Genomic DNA, 21,203 nt, shown 5'->3' on the forward strand with positions numbered 1-21,203 from the left:
ACGGAACGGATCGGAGCCCCGCCGCGGCGAGGCTCCCCCATTCGCTGACTTTATTGCTGCATCCAGCGATCGTGATGCTGCTGCATTCGCTGCAGGCCGCGCTCGGCGTTATCGTTAAAGGCCTTTTTTTGCTCCGGCGTCAGCACGCTGTACATCTGGTGCTCCATCTTCAAACGCTGCACCAGCTGCTGATTGCGCTTGGCGCCCGAGGCATCCAGCTGCGCCCGCACGGCATTCTCGTCGAATTTGTCGCCGGTAATGATCTGCTGGCGCTGTTTAAAGGCGTCGTGCCAGGCGGCGCTATCGCTCTGTGCGGCATACTGGCGCGCGATATCCCGCATCTGCTGACGCTGCGCGTCGCTGAGATTCAGCCCGTCAAACATGCCGCCGCGGTAGTGTCCATGGTGACCGTCGCGCCACATCATAGGGTGATAGCCAGAGCCCATCATCATACCGCCGTCCTGCCAGCAGGGCGGCGTATCGTCATTCTGCTGCGGCTGTGCCCAGGCCGACCCTACGCCCAGCGCCAGCGACGCCGCCAGCGCCATCACCGTCAATTTTCTCATTTTTTGCTCCTTGTCGATTCCAGCGTCTTACTGCGCAGAGTGTCCCCCCGTGGCGGCCCTCATGCGCACGGAAACTGCCTATCGAATGAGCTTACCCCCTCCGCGGGCTAATAACAGCGCATTCACGTAAATTATTGTAACCCGCCAAGCTATTCCGCTATCTAAAAAGCAATAGACAGCACAACCCCTAAAAATACCCCGCCCTCTCCGCGCGATTCACTGCCTAGCGCCCTCGGGTTCTGGAGCCCTCGTGGAGATCTCACAAAAATGCAATCACGATTCTAAAAAATCAAAACAGCATTTCATTTTCTATTGAAGCCCCGCACGGATTGCGTTAGGATCCTCATCAGCACACGGGAGCGGCCCAATGCCTGAGCCTGAGCCCGTCGGGCGTTACTGAGCATAACGAGGTAAAAATGGAAGTCCGTCAAAGCATCCACAGCGATCACGCGAAGCAGCTCGACACCGCCGGTCTGCGCCGTGAGTTTCTCATCGACACCGTCTTCGACGCCGATCGCTATACCATGGTGTACAGCCATATCGACCGCATAATCGTCGGCGGCATCATGCCCGTGACGCAAAGCGTCGCTATCGGCAACGAGGTAGGAAAGCAGCTGAGCGTCGGCTATTTTCTTGAGCGCCGCGAACTGGGCGTTATCAATATCGGCGGCCCCGGCGCCATTGACGTCGACGGCGAGCGCTATGAGATCGGCCCGCGTGAGGCGCTGTATGTCGGTCAGGGCGCGCGCGCGCTGCGTTTCACCAGCCTGGATAGCACCTATCCGGCCAAGTTCTACTACAACTGCGCGCCGGCCCATACCCACTACCCAAACCGCAAGATCACCCCGGCCGATGTCTCTCCGCAGACCCTGGGCGATGCCAAGACCAGCAATCGCCGCACCATCAATAAGTACATGGTGCCGGAGGTGCTGCCGACCTGTCAGCTGTCGATGGGGCTGACGGAGCTTGAAGAGGGCAACCTGTGGAATACCATGCCGTGCCACACCCATGAGCGCCGCATGGAGGTTTACTTCTATTTCAATATGGCGCCGGACAGCTGCGTATTCCACATGATGGGACAGCCGCAGGAGACGCGACATATCGTGATGCGCAATGAACAGGCCGTAATCTCCCCCAGCTGGTCTATCCACTCGGGCGTCGGTACCCAGGCCTACACCTTTATCTGGGGCATGGTGGGTGAAAACCAGGTCTTTGACGATATGGACCACCTCGCCATTACCGATTTGCGCTAACCGCTATTTTTCATTCATCCGCACGCCGGCGGGAATGCCGGCGCGCTAGTAAAAGGATAAGACGCATGATTCTGGATACATTCTCTCTGCAGGGTAAAGTTGCGATGGTGACCGGGTGCGATACCGGTCTGGGTCAGGGTATGGCGCTGGGTCTGGCGCAGGCCGGCTGCGATATCGTCGGCGTTAACGTGGTTGAACCGACGGAAACCGCAGAAAAAGTGCGCGCGCTGGGGCGTCAGTTTCTCAGCCTGACCGCCGACCTGCGCGATCAGGCGGTGATCCCGGATCTGGTGGCCCAGGCCGTCGCCGCCTACGGCCATATCGATATTCTGGTGAATAACGCCGGGATCATTCGCCGTCAAGACGCCATCGACTTCAGCGAAAAGGACTGGGACGACGTGATGAACCTGAACATTAAGAGCGTCTTCTTCCTGTCGCAGGCCGTAGCGCGTCAGTTTATCGAGCAGGGACAGGGCGGCAAGATCATCAACATCGCCTCCATGCTCTCCTTCCAGGGGGGATCCGGGTGCCCTCTTACACCGCATCCAAGAGCGCGGTGATGGGCGTGACCCGTCTGCTGGCCAACGAGTGGGCCAAGCACGGCATCAACGTCAACGCCATTGCACCGGGCTATATGGCCACCAATAACACTCAGCAGCTGCGCAGCGACGAATCCCGCAACAAGGAGATCCTGGAGCGCATTCCGGCGGCGCGCTGGGGCCTGCCGCAGGATCTGATGGGCCCGGTTGTCTTCCTCTCCTCTCCGGCATCCGACTATGTCAACGGCTATACCCTGGCCGTCGACGGGGGCTGGCTGGCCCGCTAACCGTCAGCAGGGCTCCGCGCAAGCGCGGGGCCCTCTTTTGACTGTCGGGGTGCGCGTCGCGTCTGATGGGCTCCCGGCGCAAGCGCAGGGCCCCTCCGCACGCCCGCTCCCCCTGCCCGGGTTGATGACGAAACGCGAGCAGCACAGCCGTCCCCTCTCCGTAGACTACCGAACCGTTTCCAGACCACCGCACCGAACCGTTCCCAAACCGGCGCGACGCTGGCCGATAAGCCTTTCTTATCGTTTACGCCGTCGGCGTAACGTCGATGATACCTGCACAAAGATTGATTTTGGTCATTATTTAATCGCCAAACTTTTGCTTCTATGAAAACTCACTTATGTGAGTGCTATCACAATAAATTACTCATCTCTTATTTATTCGATTCCTTAGTGCAGGAGGTTCGTCATGTCGGTCGTTCACACCCGTCTTAACCTGTTCGGCGGCGATACGCTGATCGTACGCTGCGCCCATCGCTTCTCCGTTCATCTGGCCAGCGATGAAAATCCACACCTTCAGCAGGCCGCGGCGACGTCCTCAGCCAGCCCGTCGCCCCAGGGGGAGCTCTATCTCAGTATCCCCTTCAGCGGCCTGTGGAACCTGATTATTGACGCGCAGGGCGATGCGATAGAGCACTCCGTTCGCTATTTGCCGGCGTAGCGTCAGACGCGCTCGGCGTGCATCGCGCGCCCGATGCCGCGTTCCCCCCAACATCGAGTGAGCCTGGGCAGCACATACCCGCGTAGCGTATCCATGATGCGCAACGCCTTTTCCCTGCCCTGAGTCGCCCCATCGCTAGCGCACCGGCGCATATTAAAATCAGGCCGCAATTTTTAATTAGCGCAGAGATAAGCAGCGCCAACAAATAACTTAGGATATTTCTATTAACGAAGAAAATTCTTATTTTGGCTCGTGCGATACTTTATCTACCAAATATGTAGAAGTGTTATCAATTATTAATGAAAAAATATTAGCATGGCAGATAACGGTAACGCCGCGGACGCATTTTTATTTTCAACGGAATCAGCAGTACGTCAATATTAGATTGTTATCTCAAATAATACAAAATAAAAAGAATATTAATCTAAAAATAACGCTTATGTTAAAATTCAACGCTAATGGTGCGGCTCTAGCAAAACCCGTAAAAAATGGACAGCAGAATAGTCTGATATAGCCAATCCCCCTGTGCGACCGTATATTCCCCCGCAGCGAAAGCATTTGCGCTAATAACGTTAGAAAATAAGCCATCGCTTTCTTTAGCTGCCTCATCCAATTACATCAACAGACAACTTTAGCGAAGGGTCTGTTCATCGGGCCGGAATAACCCCGTTATTTGCGGCAAGCGTCTCACGTAGAAAATTGGCCATATAAATGATGAAAAACCGTCAATTCATTTTACTCCTCTCTCTTCTTCCCCTCACGACCCCACTGGCTTACGCTGCGCCTACCCGCGCAGCCCTCAGCGGTAGCTACCAGGCCGGCGGCGCGCTGGCCGATAGCCAAAACGCCATCGCCTTGGGTAACGGCGCCCATGTGACGACCGGAGCCCACAGCGCCGTCGCCGTCGGGGTCGGTGCCGCGATCACGTCATCCCTTGATGGCATCGCCATCGGCAGCCAAGCCGCGATCCAGGGCAAGGCCGACGGCGCCACCGCCATTGGCAGCGGCAGCCAGATCGACAGCAATAACGTCGGCAGTAACGCCATCGGGATCAATAGCCATGTCCACGCCGACGCCGCCGGCGCCAATGCCATCGGCGACACCGCCAGCGTCGGCAGCGCGGCCGCGGGCGCTAACGCCATTGGCACCTTTAGCCGCGTCGGCGACAATGCCAGCGGCGCCGTCGCCTTGGGCAGCGACGCCAGCGTCGGCGACAACGCCCGCAGCAGCGTCGCCATCGGCGATCATGCCAGCGTGGCCAGCGGCACCACCAATGCCGTCAGCATCGGCGATCACAGCACTAACCAGCGCAGCCAGAGCGTCTCATTCGGTGACGCCGCCCATCAGCGCCAGCTCACCCACGTCGCCGCTGGCACACAGTCTACCGACGCCGTGAATCTCGGGCAGCTGAACAGCGTGGCCAAGGCAGGACAGCAGCGTCAGCAGCAGCTGCTGCACAATAGCGTCAGCATTCACGCTAACCAGCAGAATATTGCCGGAAACAGTCAGCAAATCGACGATAACGGTCAGCTGATCACCGCCAACGCGCAGGAGGTCCGCGACAACGGCCAGCGTATCCATCGCAATGCGCAGACAATTCAGCGTAACTGGCGAGCGGTCAATGCGTGGCAAAGCGGCGTCAGCCGTCATCTTGGCGCCATGCAGCATCAGATCGACAACAACCGCCATGAAATGCGGCAGATCGCCGCCAAAGATGCCGCGCTGGCCGGACTATTCCAGCCCTATAGCATCGGTAAGTTCAACGCCAGCGCCGCGCTGGGCGGCTATAAGGATCAGCAGGCCGTCGCCGTCGGCGTGGGCTACCGCTTTACCCATCAGTTGGCGGCCAAAGCCGGCGCCGCCTTCAATGACAACTCACTGGAGTATAACGTCGGCGTCAACTACGAATTTAACTGAGTTACCCCCGCCCCAGCGGACGCTGACGGAGAAAAAAGCAGAGGGGATGCGGGAGGACGAAACGAAAAACCCCGCGCGATGCGCGGGGTTTGAATTTGGCGGAAGGACAGAGATTCGAACTCTGGGAGCTGTTACACTCGACGGTTTTCAAGACCGCTGCCTTAAACCACTCAGCCATCCTTCCAATGGCTGAGGATATTAATCGGCTCCGAGCCCCTTGTCCAGTCCTAAAATCATCTTTTTACTCAACCGGCTAGCAAATGAACAGCCCCTTTGCCCCACCGCTGCTCAACCCTGTAGCCGACGGGTTTTGACGTCGCCCAGAGACGCTTTTAGCATCTTCATCGCCGTATTCCAGCGACTGGCGCTATGGCAGGCCAATGCATACTTGGCCACGCAGCGTGCGACCTGCAACCTTCTGCTATTCATAGGCTCCTCCTCGTCAACGTATTTCAGATAAAGCCTATACCCAACGGGTTCAATATTTGTATGAGAAATGTAAAGTTGACGGAGGATTTAACGACCGCGGTAACGCGGCCGCGGCGATCGGCTACGGCGCCTGGATCACGATCGCAACGCGTCGGTTCTCCGCCCGGCCCTGACGGGTCGCGTTGTCGGCGATCGGGTTGCTTTTCCCCATGCCGCGCGTCGTCAGGTTCGCCCGCGGCATCCCACCGCTGGCCATGGCATCCGCCACCTTATCGGCCCGCTTCAGCGACAGCTGCTGATTGTACTGATCCGTTCCGTAGTTGTCGGTATAGCCATCGAGACGAGCGTGCAGGATAGCCACCTGCGACAGCGCATGCCCAAGCTCGGCCACATGCGCCTGGCTCTCCGGACGCAGCGTCGCCTGATTATTCCCGAACAGCACCTTCTCCGACATGCCAAAGCTCCACCCCTCCGGCGTCGGCGTAAAGCCCTGCTGCTGCAGGACGGCAATCTGCTGAGGCGAAAACGTCGCCTGATGCTGACAGCCGCTTAACAGCGCGCAGCCCAGCGTTATCCCCAAAGCCCAGCCCTTTCGTTGTTGTATTCGCATCGTGGTGTGATTCCCTTGCCTGTTAAAGTACGCTCCAACCGCCGCCGCGCTGCTTACTGCGATACATGGCGGCATCGGCCTTATCCAGTAGCGCGGCCGGTTGGCTATGAGGAGACGACAGCGTAAAACCGATACTGAAGGTCATACTGACCCGGACGCCGTTGCTCAAAACAATCGGCTGCGGAACCGCCTGCAGGATGCCGCGGGCGACCCGCTCCGCCTCTCGCGGCGCTTCAATATTGCGCAGCAGGATGGCAAACTCATCCCCGCCAAGGCGTGCCACCATATCCGTCTTGCGGATCTGCTGGCTCAGGCGGCTGGCCACCTCCACCAGCACCCGATCCCCCGCCGCATGGCCCCAGGTATCGTTAACCGCCTTAAAACCGTCTCCGTCAAGAAACATGACGCAGACCCGCTCCTGGCGCGGATTAAAACTCTCCAGCATGTTCATAAAGCAGGTGCGGTTAGGCAGGCCGGTCAGCGGATCGTGCAGCGCCTTATAGGTCAGCACCCCATTTTCATTGATCAGCAGCGTATGCTGCGATTCGACCTCCGTCAGCAGGCTGTTAAAGCCCCGGCTCAGCTCCTCGATCTCGGCGATCTGTGAATGGGGCACCCGTAATGAATAGGTGCGCTGCTCGCGCACCTGGCGGGCCACTTTGGCGATCGCATACAGCTCGTCCACAATACCGGCATGCATACGCCGCACCAGATACAGCGACAGCAGGGCGATCAGGATCAGGCAGCACAGCAGCCCCAGCAGCAGATAGCCCAAGAAACGCATCAGCATCGAGCCGTCCGCCTTCAGGGTCACAAAGCCGATCAGCTGGCCATTGTGTTCGATAGGGCCGCTGACCGAACTGGGCAGCAGCCAGCCGCGCAGCAGGCGGTTTAGCGACTCATGGGACGGCGTAGAGGAGTTCCAGCGCACCCAGACCTGATGCTGTACATCGGTGATCGTCGCCTCGGCGATCTGCTCGCGCTTGGCTATCATATTCAGGGCATCCAACGCCGCCGGCTTATCGTTAAAGACCACCGCCGCCTCGCTGGTGTAGCTGATGGTCATGGCCACCAAATGCAGGTTATGCTCCGCGTAGGTACGCAGCGTAAACAGTGACAGCAGCGACAGCGGAATACCGGCCAGCAGCAGCGTCACCGCAATGATCATGATATGAATACGCTGAAACATGCGGCGCAGCGTCGGGCGATCCGTGCGTGATCTGGCTCTCTTGGAAAATAAGCGTTTCACCCTGTTACCCTTTTTTCTTTGCCAAGAGCAGCACATTAGGGTTTACCTGTATGTTACTGCGTGCCAGCGTATCCAGATTCAGCTCAAAAGTGACGTTATGCTCCCCCACCTGCAGACAAAAGGCGCTGCCTTTAACGCATTCACGGTTACCTTCCGCGATCGTCAGCAGGCCTTTTCCCTGCAGCTGCGCCATAACAGACTGCTGCAGCGCCGGACTGATATCGCCGTAATAGGCCACGTCGCACCGCTGTAAAATATTCTGCGGTGCAAAGGCAACCTCCTGTACGGTAAGCCGCGGCGTAGGCGGCATGGATAGCAGCTGCCGGGCATAATGCGTCGGTGGAATAATGCATAGACGAATGGGTTCAGACGGCGTCGGCCAACGGGTAAAGCTAATCATCCCGGTTACGATACGCGCGACATCACGCTCCCGCATACTCTGCAGGCTATCTGCCGGTAATGCGGCGACAGCCATACCGGCCGGCAGAAGTGCGCCTCCTGCCAGCAAACTGACGGCCATCATACCCACTAGCCATTTTTTAAGCGGATGAAACATTGTGACATTCATGCAGCAGGCTCAGCGACTCCCCGGTATTTTCTCTGATGCTCAGGGACGCGGCTCCCTGCAACCATCCGCCCCGAGGATGAAACCATTAAGTGTAAAAAAAGTACACAAGTAAACAATAGGATTTTTCTTGCCCCCGCGCGAATCCGCGCGGAAAGCCGCGTCGCTCCCCGCAGAGAGAGATGACCCTCTCACCGCGCCATTATTTATATACGGCGCTTAAATCCTCTTACTCTCTATCGGTGCATTTGCCGTTTTCTTTAATCACGGTCGATCGGGGATCGCGGCACAATAAGGGGAGCGGATTAAAATCCAATTATATATTGCGCAAGATAAAAGCCTATTGGCCATGGCCTAAACGGCGCGGCGGGTTATTTCATTTATTCAACGCAATTTTTGCTAAGATAGGCCGCACGGCCAGCGGGAGACAATACGATGGGAAAGCGGATCCTACGCGAACAGTTAACGATCCAGTGCATGATACGGCTCTATCAGTCCGCGGCGCCCGATGCGCTGCATTCCGAGGCAACCCATTTCGATCAGCTGTATCAGTATGCCTGTCAGCGCCTGGCGCGCTGCCCGTTCGGCGAGGACAAACCCGCGTGCAAACGCTGTCCAATCCACTGCTATCAGCCGGCCAAGCGAGAGGAGATGAAGGCGGTGATGCGCTGGGCCGGGCCGCGCATGCTGTGGCGCCACCCTATTCTGGCCCTGCGCCATCTGTTGGACGATCGGCGGCCGGTGCCGCCGCTGCCGGAAAAATACCGCCGCCGGGAGCGCCGCTGAAGGTCGGCGACGCCCGACCGGAGGCGTTTAGCGCACCACCAAGACGCTGGTGGTCGCGTAGCGCACGATCTTGGTGGCGTTAGAGCCCAGCAGGTAGGTGGACATACTGGGGCGACGCGAGCCAACGACGATCAGATCGGCGCCGATCTCCGCGGCCTCCTTCAGCACCTCATCGTAGATAGACCCCTTCCGGATCTGGCAGCTCACGCTGCTGGGGTCGCTCAGGGCGATCGTCTCCGCCAGCGCCTGCATCTTATTCATGCACTCTTCCGCCAGAATATCCTCAAAGCGCAGGGTCTCTTTATTCAGGCGACTGAGTGAACAGTCGGGCACCTGCATGACATAAAGCAAACAGATCTGCACGGCCTCCTGGGCCGCCAGCGCGTTGACCTCCTGCAGCGCGGCCTGAGTCAACGCCATCTCGTCCAGATCGACAGGAACCAAAATCGTCTTATACATCGTTAATCTCCTGTTACGCTTGCCTGATGGGATGTTATCACCGCCATACCCAAAAAGGGGCATGGGCGTCCGGTTTATGGAGCCAGTTAACATTTTTCCCTACTGGCAGGCGGATTAGGAGAATAATTAATCAAACAATGGCACAGGACGGCCATCATCATCCACCGCGACAAAGTTAAACTGGCCGTTAATCACCTCTTCCCGGCCCTCGCGGTACATGTCTTCCAGGAAGATGGTCACGCTTACCGTCAGGCTGGTGCGCCCGACGCGCGTCACTCGCCCATCCAGCTCGACGATAGAGCCCGAGGGGATAGGATGCTGAAAGTTAATCCGCTCGGTGGAGACCGTCACCAGACGCTTACGGCAAAAGCGGGTCGCGGTAATAAAGGAAACCTCGTCCATCCAGGCCAGGGCGGTGCCGCCAAACAGCGTAGCGTGGTGGTTGATGGTGGTAGGAAACACGACCTTAGCAACGCGGGTCGCCGATTGCGTTATTTTTTGTTCGATAGCAGGTGAGTTCATTGCGATGGTATACAGCTGATATGGATCGTATAGAGCCGACGATATTAACACAGGCCAGGTGCTACCCAGGCCACATATTTTACCATTCCTGGCTATAGCAGATTGAAATTCTGCATAATACGCACCATATACACTATATGAATAGTCGGTGTCCCGCGGCGAGCGACGCACGGTGGCATCGACGCTCAGCCAGGGCGGCCCCACCGGCGCCGGGACGCGCTGAGCAAACGCCGGCGCACCGACGGTGCCACGGGCGCCCGCGACGCGGGATCCCCCCACATAACCCCTGAGGAATGGGATAGATAGATGGCAGATGCGTTAATCGGATTTGTTCTGCTGGTCAGCCCCTGTGGCCACGATGCCTGTGATGCCCTGCCGGTCACAGAGGATATTTACCCGACCCGCGTCGAGTGCCAGCGGATGATAGATCGCCTGCACCAGCGTCGCCCTAACGTGGTGTTATTCTGCGGTGAAGTCTATCGCGATGAAAGTGAAAAGCCGCGCTAACGACGCGGCGAGGGGATAGCGGTAAATTGGGGCGCGCCGCCGACCTGCGCCCGTCGAGGACGACAGACGCGCCCCACCGCGAACTACACCGTGCCGCCTGCGCTACGCGCGCGGCGCCTAGCGCTCCTCGCGTACCGTGGGTTCACGGGGACCGAATGCAATAAGCGCCAAGAGACTGACCAGATAACTGACATGGCAGCTACGCAGGATTTGCCTGAACAGCTTCATGTGTGACTCCTTTGGAGGGATACCCAGTCTTACTCTACCCGTTCGCCCATAAAGCGCCAGTCCGCCGCATGATGGGGCTCACACTCCCGCCATCTTTCTTTATGTCCCCCCGCGGGACTCCTGACACAGACCAATGACAGCCCCATGACGCCGAATACGGCGATGCTCCCCCTGCCCCATCCCATTCGCCGAGCGACGGGATCGCGCGCGTCATCGCGAGAGGCAGAGGCAGAGGCAGAGGCAGAGGCAGAGGCAGAGGCAGAGGCAGAGGCAGAGGCAGAGGCAGAGGCAGAGGCAGAGGCAGAGGCAGAGAGTTTAAACGATTTGAATGAGTTAAACGGTTTGAACAGTTTGAACAGTTTGAACGGCTTGAACGGCTTGAACGGCTTGAACGACTTGAACGGCTGGAACGGCTGGAATACGTCGATGGCTGTCGGGCACGCAGCCCGATAGGCCGCGTGCGTGCCGCTATGCTTAGTAGTAGTTCTGTGAGGTCAGCTGCAGCAGAACCGAGTTCAGATCGTGCATAAAGGATTTAACTTGTTTCATCTTAAACTCCTTAAAAGTGTGAGCTATATCTCTATTTCGAGAGAGATATTAGCGCATTCCCGGCATTAATCAACACGCAATCCAAACTTTTTTTAATCATTCAAAATATTTTTGAGCAAAACACCTCGCCAGACCGCGCCCCGCCTGGCATCTCCCCGTTTCACGCTGACGGCAAATGTTATGCAATATGAGTCAGTGTTGACGATACGTCAGCCATCACCAGGTGGTGTGTAAACAGAAACCAAGCACCGTGGCAACAAATACCGGCGGCGCTTTTTGACCGCCTCAGAAAAATTGAACTAGCCTATTGAGAGAGCGCACGATGAATCTAACCAGGATCCCCCATGGCACTCCATACGACGCAGACAGTCACTCCCACGACCGCCGCCTATCGCCTCTCGCTGGCGGTGCTGGTGCTGGGCATCCTGTTATCCGCCGCCGGTGCCCGTTGGCTGTATAACCAAATCAAAAGCAATACAGAGGCCGACTTTGCCCGCAACGTTGAACGGGTCTCCGGCGAGATCAGCAGACGCTTTACCCAGCCCCTCTACGGGCTGAGCGCCGTCAGCGGGCTATACACCACCTATCACCAGGTCAGCTACGACCAGTTTAGCGACTACGTTCGCGCGCTGGATCTGCCCAGAGAGTACCCCGGGGTGCGCGGCATCGGCTTTATTCAGCGCGTGGCCCGCGCCGATCTATCGCGCTTTGTGCAGCAGGCGCGCATCGACGACAAGATCGACTTCACCCCCCACCAGATCCAGCCGCAGCACGATCCCGAGCTGTACCTGGTTAAATACGTCCAGCCGCTGACGCCCAACCAGGCCGCGCTGGGGCTGGATCTGCGCTCCGAAGCGGTGCGCTGGGCCGGGCTGCAGCAGGCCATCGACAGCGGTCTTCCCACCCTGACCGGCCATATCCACCTGGTTCAGGACAGCAAACAGCAGCCCGGGGCGCTGCTCTACCTGCCGGTCTACGCCGTCGATGCGGCGCTGCTGCAGACCCCGGAGCAGCGCCGCGCCGCGCTGCTCGGCGTGATCTACTCCCCGCTGGTCATCGCCGATCTGCTCAACAACATTCCCGAGTACGCCTCCGGGCGGGTAGATATCGAGCTGTATGACACCCGCGGCGAGATGAACAGCGACAACCTGATCTTTGACGCCGACGGCAGCAAGCGCCTGCAGCACGGCATCATCGATGACCATTCGCCCCAGGAGATGCGCGCCCGCGTCTTTATCCACACCCTGCCGCTATCCCTGCCGGGGCGTACCATGATGCTGCGCATCAGCAGCACCTCCCATTTTGAGGCCTCGATAAACTACTACTCACCCTGGCTACTGTTTACCTTCGGCGTACTGCTGAGCGTGCTATTCACCAGCCTGCTGCGCCAGCAAATCCTTGGCCGCTTCCGCGCCGAACGGCTGGCGCAGGGCATGACCGCCGATCTGGAGCGTCTGGCGCTGGTGGCGCGCAACACCTCCAACGCGGTGATCCTCACCGACCCCCAGCGGCGGATCACCTGGGTAAACGATGGCTTCGAGCGCATCACCGGCTATCGCCACGACGACGTTCTCGGCAAGGTGCCCGGCGCGCTGCTGCAGTGTGAAAAAACCGATCCGCGGGTGATACAGGCGGTGCACCAGGCGCTGGATCGCGGCCTGGCGTTTAAGGGGGAACTGCTCAACCGCGGCCGCGCCGGCGAGGAGTACTGGATCGAAATGGAGATCCAGCCGCGCTACGACGCGGAGCACCGACTGATCGGTTTTATGGCCGTCGAATCCGATATTACCGAGCGCAAGAATACCCAGCACCGGCTGGAGGCGGCGCTGCGCGACAACGATGCGCTGCTGGCGACGCTTAACGTGCACGGCATCATCGCCATCACCGACCGCCACCGTCGGCTGATCGAGGTCAACGACGCCTACTGCCAAATCACCGGCTACCCGCGCGAGGCGCTGCTGGGGCAGCCCCCCTCTATCGTCAACTCCGGTACCCAGTCCCCGGCCTTCTGGCGCCAGGCGTGGGAGCTGCTGTTGGCGGGGCAACCCTGGCGCGGCGAGGTGTGTAATCGGGCCAGAGATGGCCGGGTGTACTGGGTCGATACCACCATCGCGCCGTTCAAAGACGCCGACGGACAGATCGATAAATACATCTCCATTCAGTTTGATATTACCCAGGCCAAAACGCTGCAGACCAACCTGAGCATCGCGCGCAACCAGCTGCTGCGCGCCACCGAGGTCGCCGAGCTCGGGGTGTGGAGCTGGAGCATGGCCGACGGTACGCTGATCTTTGACGAGACCATGAACGCCATCTACGCCATTCCCCCGGAGATGCAGGACCCCCACCGGCTGTACGCCTACTGGCACACGCTGATCCACCCGGACGACGTTGAAGAGGTCGATGCCACGCTGCAGGAGACCCTGCGCGCCGGACAGGGGCACGTATGTCGCCAGCGCTTCCGCATCCGGGTCGGCGATCAGGAGCGCATCATCGAATCCGCCGCCGTCGTCGAGCAGCAGGGCATCGGGGATACCCTGATGCTGGTCGGCATCAACCGCGACATCACCCGCCAGCGCCAGGCCGAAGCCACCCTGCAGGCCGCCAAGCTGGCGGCGGAAAACGCCAATCAGGCCAAGTCTGCCTTTTTGGCCAATATGAGCCATGAGCTGCGCACCCCGCTCAACGCCATTCTGGGCATGCTCACCCTGCTGCTGAAATCCGGCCTGACCCACCGTCAGGCCGACTACGCCACCAAGAGCGAGGCGGCGGCGCGCGCGCTGCTGCGCCTGCTCAACGACATTCTCGACTATTCCAAGATCGAGGCCGGCAAAATGGAGCTGGAGACCGAGCCCTTCAGCCTGTGCAACCTACTGCAGGATCTGGCCGTCATTCTCTCCAGCAGCTCACGCCAAAAGCCGGTCGAGGTGCTCTTCGATATCGATCCGAGCCTGCCGCACTGGCTGGTCGGCGACAGCCTGCGACTGCAGCAGGTCCTGATTAATCTGGGCGGCAATGCGCTCAAGTTTACCGAACGGGGCGAGGTGACCCTCTTTATCAGGCTGCTGGCCCAGGATCAGCAGACGGTCACCCTGCACTTCGGCGTTCGCGACACCGGCATCGGTATCGCGCCGGAAAAACAGCGCGCCATCTTCAGCGGTTTCTCTCAGGCCGAGGCCTCCATCACCCGCCGCTTCGGCGGCACCGGCCTTGGGCTCTCCATCAGCCAACGCTTTGTCACCATGATGGGCGGCACCCTGCAGGTTGAGAGCGAGCCCGGCAAAGGCAGCCTGTTCCACTTCACCCTGACCCTTCCGCTGGCCGCGGCCGACGCGCACCCCGACGATCAGTCGCAGCGTCTGACCCTGGCCGGGCTGCATGTCCTGATGGTGGATGACAACCCGACCGCCTGCACCCTGCTGCAGCGCATGGGGACCACCCTGGGCTGGGAGGTCGACACCGCAGGCTCCGGCGAGCAGGCGCTGGCGCGCATTGCCGAGCAGCAGCGCGCGGGCACCCACTACGATGTGATGTTTGTCGATTGGCTGATGCCGGGCCTGGACGGCTGGCAGACCATTCAGCGCCTGCACCAGCAGATACCGGATACCTCGATGCCGCTGCTGGTGATGGTGACCGCCAACGATCGCGACTGCCTGCTCCAGCGCAGCAGCGAAGAACAGGGGGTACTGGATGGCTTTCTGGTGAAGCCGGTCACGCCGCAGATCCTGCTGGAGACGGTGCTCAGCGCGCTGCATGCGCGGCAGGAGTCGAGCCAGCAGGCGATCGCCCTGCCGGCCCCGCGCGCGCGCGCCACGGGCAAACAGCTCAGCGGCGTCCGTATCCTGGTGGTGGAGGACAATCTGAATAACCAGCAAATCGCCCGAGAGCTGCTGGAGGATGAGGGCGCCAGCATCACCCTGGCCGCCCAGGGACAAGAGGCTGTCGACCGCCTGCGGGCCAGCCCGCAGGGGTTTGACCTGGTGCTGATGGATCTCCAGATGCCGGTCATGGACGGCATCAACGCCACCCAGTATATCCGCCGCCACCTTGGCCTGCGCAGCCTGCCGATCATCGCCATGACCGCCAATGCCATGGCCTCCGATCGCCAGGAGTGCCTGGCCGCCGGGATGAATGACCACATCGGCAAGCCCTTTAACCTGCGAGAGCTCATCCATGCGATTCAAAAACACCTGCCCACCCTCCCGGCGCCCGCGCCGGAAACCGAGCCGCCCCCGCCGCCGTCGGCCCTGCCAGAGGGGCTGACGCAGGCGGCGGCCCAGGCGGGAATTTCGCTGAGCGGCGCGCTGGAGCGGCTGGAGGGTGACCTGGCGCTCTACCAGCATCTGCTGAGCCTGTTCCTCGGCGAGCTGCACGATTTTCCCGACAGCTTAACCCGTCAGCTGGACGACCAGGATCTGGCCGCCGCGACGCGCTCGCTGCATACCCTGAAAGGGCTGGCCGCCCAGCTGGGGCAGGATGCCCTGTTCACCGCGGCGCGCGACGGCGAGGCCCGTCTGCGCCAGGCGCCGGGGGGACTGTTGAGCGCCGAGCTGCGCGAGACGGCGCTGGCCGTCGCGACGCTGTGCCGCCGCCGGGAGCCCGCGCTGATCGCGTTTTGTCAGCGCCTCGCCGACGATCTGCCGCCGACGGCGGCGGCGACGACGCAGGCCCAGCCGCCCGCGCCGCCGCTGCAGACCCAGCTACACGATCTGATCGCCCTGCTGGAGCGCAGCGACATGGCGGCGCTGGAGCAGATGCGGCGTCTGGCCGCCAGCCCGCAGGGGCAATCGCTGGGCGACACGCTGAAAACGCTGGATGCCGCCGTCAATCGGCTCGACTTTAATCGGGCACAGGCGATTTGCCGCCAGTGGCTAGCCCAAGCATCGTCAACCGATAAGGAAATGGATTGATATGTTAGACCAACTGACTCCCTACAGCGCCTTTAACCTGCCCGGTCGAGAACGACCGCGCCTGCTTATCGTCGACGACGAGCCGATCAATATCCAGATCCTGTACCAGCTGTTCGCCGACGATCACACCGTGTTTATGGCCACCAATGGGCAGCAGGCCCTCAATATCTGTATGAACCAGCACCCCGATCTGGTCCTGCTGGATATTGAGATGCCGGAAATGAACGGGCTAGAGGTCTGCCAACGCCTCAAGGCGTCGCCGCAGACGCAGGATATTCCGGTGATCTTCATTACCGCCCATATCGACGAAGCCATGGAGACCACCGGGCTGCGGGCCGGGGCGGTGGACTTTATCAGTAAACCCATAAACCACAACATTGTGCGGGCCCGGGTGAATACCCATCTGCTGCTGAAGATGCAGTCAGACCTGCTGCGCCAGCTGGCCTATCTGGATGGGCTGTGCGGGGTGTACAACCGCCGCTATTTTGACGTCCGTTTCGCCCACGAGTGGCAAAACGTCCAGCAGCACCAGATCCCGCTGAGCCTGATCCTGTTCGACGTCGATCTGTTCAAGGATTACAACGATCTGTATGGCCATCTGCGCGGCGATGATGCGCTGCGCCAGGTGGCGGCCACCCTGCGCGGAACCCTGAACCACCCCGGCGATCTGGTGGCCCGCTACGGCGGCGAGGAGTTTATCTGTCTGCTGCCGGCCACCCCGCTGGCCGATGCCCTCGCCTGCGCGGAGCGGATGCGCAGGAGCATTCTGGCGCTGAGCATCGAGCACGCCCGCTCGCCGGTCTCATCCTACCTGACCGTCAGCGCCGGCGTCTGCAGCGTCACGCTGACCGGCGACGCCCGGGGCGTCGACTTCCTGCAGCAAACCGACTCGCTGCTCTACCAGGCCAAGTCACAGGGGCGTAACCGCTGCTGCGCGGCCCAGTTCAACCCGGAGGCCTAGACCGTACTCCGTCGCGGGACGCGTGCCAGAAGCGTCGACGCCACGCACAGTGGCGGCCCCCAGCCTGGCCCCCAAGCGCGACGGGGGGATTCATTCTTCGCCACGCTTTGTGCTACATTGAGCCCCGGCGGGCCTTCCCACGGCCGGGTACAGTCGGCGGAAAACGGAGAGATCAACATGAAGAAAATGGGTACGCTGCTGCTCCTGGGCGGTCTCTCCCTCGGCGTCAGCCTGCTGGGCGTCCTGCTGTTCCTGGCGGTGATCTATCTGGACAAGGCGCGCTTCTTCGCGCTGCTGCATCAGCTTTAACCCGGCGAGAGCCTCTGCGCCGCCGCGCACCCTTTTCCCTGCGCCTGCCGGCGCCGCGCCACGCGATAGCCCTTATCCCCCTATCTCCCGATGACCTACGCCGCGGCCCCCCCAGTCTCCGCAGACGCTCTCCACCACGCCTCACCACGCCCACGCCCCCGGCATTGCACTCACATTGGTTAACCAAATACCCTAAAAACAATTAATTTGGCATACCAATATTACATTCATGATTAATATCACACATTAATGTTTATTTTTTATGCACTATCGCCTCATCGTTTTCACGCTGTGGAGACCCGCTGTTTTACGCATTGGCAAGGCTGTGGCACTACCCCAAACATAACAAAACCAACAACCGAATAACCAAGAGATTACTATGAAAAAGATCAAGAATTTTCGGTGGTATATGATCTTGCTGGTCTGCTTCATTACCATCATTAACTACCTCGACAGAACCGCGCTCGGCATCGCGGCACCCACGATCATGGAGAGCACCGGGATCACCAAAGAGCAGTACTCCTGGGTGGTCAGCGCCTTTCAGCTGGCCTATACAATTGGTCAACCAATCATGGGATTTTTCATTGATACCATCGGCCTGAAGCTCGGCTTCTTTATCTGCGCCATCGTCTGGGGGCTGGCCACCATGGGGCATGCGCTGACGGGCACCTGGCAGGGGCTGGCCTTTATGCGTGGCCTCATGGGATTCAGCGAGGCCTCCGCCATTCCCTCCGGCGTCAAAACGGCGTCGACGTGGTTTCCGGCCAAAGAGCGCGGCATTGCCACCGGGGTCTTCAACATGGGCACCTCATTCGGCGCCATGCTGGCGCCGCCGCTGATTGCCTGGTGTATCCTGTTCCACAGCTGGCAATTCGCGTTTATCGTCTCCGGTAGCCTGGCTATCGTCGCCGCCTTCGTCTGGTATTTTTGCTATAAGGATCCCAAAGAGGCCAAGCGCCTCTCCGATGAGGAGCGCCGCTATATTGAGGCGGGGCAAGAGTCGTTTCTGCAGTCCGCGACCCAAGAGAAAACCTCGGTTCGCCATATCATCACTCAGCGCAACTTCTGGGGGATCGGCATCGCCCGCTTCTTGGCCGATCCGGCCTGGGGAACCATTAACTTCTGGGTGCCGATCTTCTTCGTGGAGACCCTGCACTTCAGCCTGAAAGAGATCGCCATGTTTGTCTGGCTGCCCTTTCTGATGGCGGATCTCGGCTGTCTGGCCAGCGGCTTTGTGGCCAAGTTTTTCAACGACCGCGGCGTCACCCTGATCAACTCGCGCCGCATCACCTTTACGCTGGGCGCGCTGCTGATGACCACCATCGGCCTGGTCAGTATCGTGGAGAATCCCTATATCGCGGTGCTGCTGATCAGCATCGGCGGCTTCGCCCACCAGCTGCTGTCGACGGTGGCCGCGACGCTGGGTGCGGATTTGTTTAAGAAGAACGAGGTGGCGACGGCGGTCGGGATGGCCGGCGCCTGCGCCTGGTCCGGTCAGCTGATCTTCAACCTGTTTATCGGCGCCTTCGTCGGCATCATCGGCTTTGGTCCCTTCTTTATCGCCCTGGCGGTGTTCGATCTGATCGGCGCCCTGGCGCTATGGCTGCTGATCGTCGACCGCCCGCCCGCCGTACACGGCGGCGATGCGCCCCTGGCTGAACCGCGCTAACGCCCAGCGGGGCGGCCACGCCGCCGCCCTGCGCTGCGGGGTTAACGGCTCAGGATCCGGATGGAGCGGATGCGGTCGTTAAACCCGGTCGCCTCCTGCTCCCCGCCGCTGCGGGTATAGTATCCCCCGCTGTAGTCTGTCCCTTCGTAAAAACGCACCGTCCACCCCTGCGGCACCGAGAACGAGGAGATACGATCGGCGAAGCGGTAGCGGGAAAGATCGGGGATGTCGCGATCGATGCTCAGCGACGCCCCGCGCTGACGCGAATCTTCATAGACCATCAGGCGATCGGCGCCCTGGCTGTAGCCCTCATCCAGCGTCGTGGTGCTGCAGGTAGCATCCTTGGGCCGACAGAACAGGCTGCCCTCGCCCTGTCCCCGCTCACAGCGCTGCCCCACCTTATAGCGGGCAATCTGCTCGCTGCGCGCGGCGTCGGCATAGACGCTGCTGAACGGCGTGAGCATACAGATAAAGATCCGCCCGCCGCTCTGTCCGCCGCGGTACCCAGATGTATTGTCGATATTATTAATAATGATGGACGCGTCGGCGCAGCCCCCCAGGGTCAGCAGCGATGCCACCAAAAGCGTTCTGAACATAAGTAGCCCTATCTAATAAGTATGCTGTCACGACAGCCCGTCGCACGTAATCCGGCGGCGGGCGCCCATAGTACCCAATAGCCCGGCGCAGGGAATTAAGGGATCGTCTGATTTTCCGCCGCGCCGAGAAGAGCCATCCGCCGTCGGCTCAGCCACGCACCCACGCAGGCAGCCACTCGCCGTGCGCCGCGATGAGATCGTCGATCAGGGCATAGATCTCATCGATGCTCAGCGCCGCGGCCGTATGCGGATCGAGCAGCGCGGCATGGTATATCCGCTCGCGGTTTTCCGTCAGCGCCGCCTCCGTCACCAACGTTTGCACATTGATATTGGTCTGCATCAGCGCCGCCAGGTGCGAGGGCAGCGCCCCGATCCGGGTCGGCTGGATCCCGTTGGCGTCGACCAGACACGGCACCTCCACGCAGCAGCCCTGCGGCAGATTATCGATCAGCCCCGCGTTACGCACATTACCATAGATCACCTCCGGCTCCCCGCTCCACAGCGCATTCATGATCCGGCTGGCGTACTCCTGCGACGGCGTAATCGCGATAGGCTGCGCCGTCTGATACGCCGCCAGCTCGCGCTGCCAGTTCGCCATCTGCTCTACGCAGCGCTTGGGATACTCATCCAGCGGAATGCGATAACGCGCGATAAGATCGTCGCGTCCGGGCTTGATAAACCACGGCGTATATTCGGCCATATGCTCCGAGGACTCCGTGACAAAGTAACCCAGCTTCTGCAGCAGCGCATAGCGCACGATATTCTCGCAGCGCAGGTTGCCGTGGATGTTCGGCTTCGGCGCCCGCCCCTCTCGGTAGGCCTGCTGCAGCTGCGGGTAGAGATCGCGATACTGACCGTCTTCGCCGCGCTGCTCCAGCGAAAGATAGAAGGCCATATGGTTAATCCCGGCGCAGCGGTAGCGCAGCTGCGCCGGATCGATATCGAGATCCCGCGCCAGCTCCTCCGCCGTGCCCTGTACCGAGTGGCAGAGACCGACCTGCCGCAGCTGCGGATAACGCGCATACATGGCCCAGCTATTCATCGCCATCGGGTTGACATAGTTCAGCAGCGTCGCCTGCGGGCACTCCGCCATCATCATCTCGCCTAGCTGCCACAGGTGTGGAAAGGTACGCAGCGCGCGCATAATGCCGGCCGGGCCCAGGGTATCGCCGATGGTCTGGCGCAGGCCATGGCGCGCGCAGACCTCAAAATCGGTGACCGTGCAGGGCGTATAGCCACCGATCTGAAACGCCACCACCACAAAATCGGCCCCCTGCAGCGCCGGACGCAGCGTCGTATGGCACTGAATGCGTCCAGTGGCCCCGGTCGCTGCCATCAGCCGCCCCACGACGATCTGCGACTCGGCCAGACGCTGCGCATCGATATCCATCAGCGCGATATCCGCCCCCCGCAGCGCGGGGCGCTGGAAGACATCCCCGAGAATATTCTTCACAAAAATGGTTGAACCGGCGCCAATAAAGGCAATTTTAGGTGCGTTCATCGTCTCTCTCCCATAAAGGTCATCGCTGGGGGGCATCGTGACACGCCGGGCGGATCCACGCGTCCGCCTTCTGCCCAAAGCATTCCCATTTCCTCGGATTTGTCGATCTAGGTTCAAAAAAATAACTTTCTGGGAG

The 21,203-nt window shown here is 60.2% G+C and carries 18 protein-coding genes, 1 tRNA gene and 1 pseudogene; 10 read left to right on the forward strand and 10 right to left on the reverse strand.

All coding sequences use genetic code 11. From position 1 onward, the window contains the following. Positions 1–50: 50 nt before the first annotated feature. Positions 51–566, reverse strand: a complete 516-nt coding sequence (locus BRD58_RS09780) for a Spy/CpxP family protein refolding chaperone (RefSeq protein ID WP_041692750.1) — start codon at positions 564–566, stop codon at positions 51–53. Positions 567–982: 416 nt separating this feature from the next. Between BRD58_RS09780 and kduI the strand changes: the two genes are divergently transcribed. The 4 genes and pseudogenes from kduI (at position 983) to BRD58_RS09800 (ending at position 5,220) form a co-directional block, all read left to right on the forward strand. Beyond that, positions 983–1,819 (forward strand): 5-dehydro-4-deoxy-D-glucuronate isomerase, encoded by an 837-nt coding sequence (gene kduI, locus BRD58_RS09785; RefSeq protein ID WP_073382570.1) that lies wholly within the window; start codon positions 983–985, stop codon positions 1,817–1,819. A 65-nt stretch (positions 1,820–1,884) separates the two neighbouring features. Next, positions 1,885–2,645 (forward strand): annotated as a pseudogene (gene kduD / locus BRD58_RS09790) (2-dehydro-3-deoxy-D-gluconate 5-dehydrogenase KduD). A 406-nt stretch (positions 2,646–3,051) separates the two neighbouring features. Then, positions 3,052–3,303: a hypothetical protein gene (locus tag BRD58_RS09795; protein ID WP_012848737.1), complete on the forward strand. Its 252-nt coding sequence runs from the start codon at positions 3,052–3,054 to the stop codon at positions 3,301–3,303. Positions 3,304–4,014: 711 nt separating this feature from the next. After that, a complete protein-coding gene (locus tag BRD58_RS09800; protein WP_073382575.1) occupies positions 4,015–5,220 on the forward strand; it encodes a YadA-like family protein in 1,206 nt (401 codons plus the stop codon). A gap of 96 nt (positions 5,221–5,316) precedes the next feature. Here BRD58_RS09800 and BRD58_RS09805 read toward each other — a convergent pair. From BRD58_RS09805 to BRD58_RS09820, 5 genes are all read right to left on the reverse strand, one after another. Further along, positions 5,317–5,404 (reverse strand) — tRNA-Ser (locus tag BRD58_RS09805). A gap of 104 nt (positions 5,405–5,508) precedes the next feature. Beyond that, a complete protein-coding gene (locus BRD58_RS18100; protein ID WP_165362055.1) occupies positions 5,509–5,649 on the reverse strand; it encodes a hypothetical protein in 141 nt (46 codons plus the stop codon). A 121-nt stretch (positions 5,650–5,770) separates the two neighbouring features. Next, positions 5,771–6,259 carry an OmpA family protein gene (locus BRD58_RS09810; RefSeq protein WP_012848741.1) on the reverse strand — a complete coding sequence of 163 codons (489 nt, stop codon included), beginning with the start codon at positions 6,257–6,259 and terminating at the stop codon, positions 5,771–5,773. Between the two features lie 22 nt (positions 6,260–6,281). Next, positions 6,282–7,448, reverse strand: coding sequence for a diguanylate cyclase domain-containing protein (locus BRD58_RS09815; protein ID WP_012848742.1), 1,167 nt, complete (start codon positions 7,446–7,448; stop codon positions 6,282–6,284). A 64-nt stretch (positions 7,449–7,512) separates the two neighbouring features. Next, a complete protein-coding gene (locus tag BRD58_RS09820; protein WP_225857125.1) occupies positions 7,513–8,031 on the reverse strand; it encodes a YfiR family protein in 519 nt (172 codons plus the stop codon). A gap of 477 nt (positions 8,032–8,508) precedes the next feature. Here BRD58_RS09820 and BRD58_RS09825 point away from each other — a divergent pair, with 477 nt between their 5' ends. Further along, a complete protein-coding gene (locus BRD58_RS09825; protein WP_015461578.1) occupies positions 8,509–8,859 on the forward strand; it encodes a nitrous oxide-stimulated promoter family protein in 351 nt (116 codons plus the stop codon). A gap of 27 nt (positions 8,860–8,886) precedes the next feature. On the opposite strand, the gene BRD58_RS09830 is transcribed toward BRD58_RS09825, so the two are convergent. Beyond that, positions 8,887–9,318: a universal stress protein gene (locus BRD58_RS09830; protein ID WP_073382580.1), complete on the reverse strand. Its 432-nt coding sequence runs from the start codon at positions 9,316–9,318 to the stop codon at positions 8,887–8,889. 126 nt (positions 9,319–9,444) lie between these two features. Beyond that, a complete protein-coding gene (locus BRD58_RS09835) occupies positions 9,445–9,840 on the reverse strand; it encodes an acyl-CoA thioesterase (protein WP_015461580.1) in 396 nt (131 codons plus the stop codon). Between the two features lie 306 nt (positions 9,841–10,146). Here BRD58_RS09835 and BRD58_RS09840 point away from each other — a divergent pair, with 306 nt between their 5' ends. From BRD58_RS09840 to BRD58_RS09860, 5 genes are all read left to right on the forward strand, one after another. Beyond that, positions 10,147–10,347 (forward strand): hypothetical protein, encoded by a 201-nt coding sequence (locus tag BRD58_RS09840; RefSeq protein WP_012848748.1) that lies wholly within the window; start codon positions 10,147–10,149, stop codon positions 10,345–10,347. A 1,121-nt stretch (positions 10,348–11,468) separates the two neighbouring features. Beyond that, positions 11,469–16,031, forward strand: coding sequence for a CHASE domain-containing protein (locus BRD58_RS09850; protein WP_073382588.1), 4,563 nt, complete (start codon positions 11,469–11,471; stop codon positions 16,029–16,031). Position 16,032: 1 nt separating this feature from the next. Further along, positions 16,033–16,992 (forward strand): diguanylate cyclase domain-containing protein, encoded by a 960-nt coding sequence (locus tag BRD58_RS09855; RefSeq protein ID WP_012848750.1) that lies wholly within the window; start codon positions 16,033–16,035, stop codon positions 16,990–16,992. 177 nt (positions 16,993–17,169) lie between these two features. Further along, the gene (locus BRD58_RS18310) at positions 17,170–17,301 is read left to right on the forward strand and encodes a hypothetical protein (RefSeq protein ID WP_012848751.1); all 132 of its coding nucleotides are present in this window, start codon (positions 17,170–17,172) and stop codon (positions 17,299–17,301) included. 379 nt (positions 17,302–17,680) lie between these two features. Further along, positions 17,681–18,970 carry an MFS transporter gene (locus BRD58_RS09860; RefSeq protein ID WP_012848752.1) on the forward strand — a complete coding sequence of 430 codons (1,290 nt, stop codon included), beginning with the start codon at positions 17,681–17,683 and terminating at the stop codon, positions 18,968–18,970. Positions 18,971–19,011: 41 nt separating this feature from the next. Here BRD58_RS09860 and BRD58_RS09865 read toward each other — a convergent pair whose 3' ends face one another. Beyond that, on the reverse strand, positions 19,012–19,566 hold the full coding sequence (locus tag BRD58_RS09865; RefSeq protein ID WP_012848753.1) for a beta/gamma crystallin-related protein: 555 nt from the start codon (positions 19,564–19,566) through the stop codon (positions 19,012–19,014). Positions 19,567–19,714: 148 nt separating this feature from the next. Then, positions 19,715–21,067, reverse strand: coding sequence for an alpha-glucosidase/alpha-galactosidase (gene melA, locus BRD58_RS09870; protein WP_012848754.1), 1,353 nt, complete (start codon positions 21,065–21,067; stop codon positions 19,715–19,717). Positions 21,068–21,203 lie beyond the last annotated feature (136 nt).

Origin of the sequence: Edwardsiella piscicida, assembly GCF_001896205.1 — a bacterium.
Lineage (GTDB): Bacteria > Pseudomonadota > Gammaproteobacteria > Enterobacterales > Enterobacteriaceae > Edwardsiella > Edwardsiella piscicida.

Excerpts from the sequence above, each read along its gene's own strand:
- BRD58_RS09780 (WP_041692750.1), bottom strand. The coding sequence starts at position 566 with ATGAGAAAATTGACGGTGATGGCGCTGGCGGCGTCGCTGGCGCTGGGC.
- kduI (WP_073382570.1), top strand. The coding sequence starts at position 983 with ATGGAAGTCCGTCAAAGCATCCACAGCGATCACGCGAAGCAGCTCGAC.
- BRD58_RS09795 (WP_012848737.1), top strand. The coding sequence starts at position 3,052 with ATGTCGGTCGTTCACACCCGTCTTAACCTGTTCGGCGGCGATACGCTG.
- BRD58_RS09800 (WP_073382575.1), top strand. The coding sequence starts at position 4,015 with ATGATGAAAAACCGTCAATTCATTTTACTCCTCTCTCTTCTTCCCCTC.
- BRD58_RS18100 (WP_165362055.1), bottom strand. The coding sequence starts at position 5,649 with ATGAATAGCAGAAGGTTGCAGGTCGCACGCTGCGTGGCCAAGTATGCA.
- BRD58_RS09810 (WP_012848741.1), bottom strand. The coding sequence starts at position 6,259 with ATGCGAATACAACAACGAAAGGGCTGGGCTTTGGGGATAACGCTGGGC.
- BRD58_RS09815 (WP_012848742.1), bottom strand. The coding sequence starts at position 7,448 with ATGTTTCAGCGTATTCATATCATGATCATTGCGGTGACGCTGCTGCTG.
- BRD58_RS09820 (WP_225857125.1), bottom strand. The coding sequence starts at position 8,031 with ATGATGGCCGTCAGTTTGCTGGCAGGAGGCGCACTTCTGCCGGCCGGT.
- BRD58_RS09825 (WP_015461578.1), top strand. The coding sequence starts at position 8,509 with ATGGGAAAGCGGATCCTACGCGAACAGTTAACGATCCAGTGCATGATA.
- BRD58_RS09830 (WP_073382580.1), bottom strand. The coding sequence starts at position 9,318 with ATGTATAAGACGATTTTGGTTCCTGTCGATCTGGACGAGATGGCGTTG.
- BRD58_RS09835 (WP_015461580.1), bottom strand. The coding sequence starts at position 9,840 with ATGAACTCACCTGCTATCGAACAAAAAATAACGCAATCGGCGACCCGC.
- BRD58_RS09840 (WP_012848748.1), top strand. The coding sequence starts at position 10,147 with ATGGCAGATGCGTTAATCGGATTTGTTCTGCTGGTCAGCCCCTGTGGC.
- BRD58_RS09850 (WP_073382588.1), top strand. The coding sequence starts at position 11,469 with ATGGCACTCCATACGACGCAGACAGTCACTCCCACGACCGCCGCCTAT.
- BRD58_RS09855 (WP_012848750.1), top strand. The coding sequence starts at position 16,033 with ATGTTAGACCAACTGACTCCCTACAGCGCCTTTAACCTGCCCGGTCGA.
- BRD58_RS18310 (WP_012848751.1), top strand. The coding sequence starts at position 17,170 with ATGAAGAAAATGGGTACGCTGCTGCTCCTGGGCGGTCTCTCCCTCGGC.
- BRD58_RS09860 (WP_012848752.1), top strand. The coding sequence starts at position 17,681 with ATGAAAAAGATCAAGAATTTTCGGTGGTATATGATCTTGCTGGTCTGC.
- BRD58_RS09865 (WP_012848753.1), bottom strand. The coding sequence starts at position 19,566 with ATGTTCAGAACGCTTTTGGTGGCATCGCTGCTGACCCTGGGGGGCTGC.
- melA (WP_012848754.1), bottom strand. The coding sequence starts at position 21,067 with ATGAACGCACCTAAAATTGCCTTTATTGGCGCCGGTTCAACCATTTTT.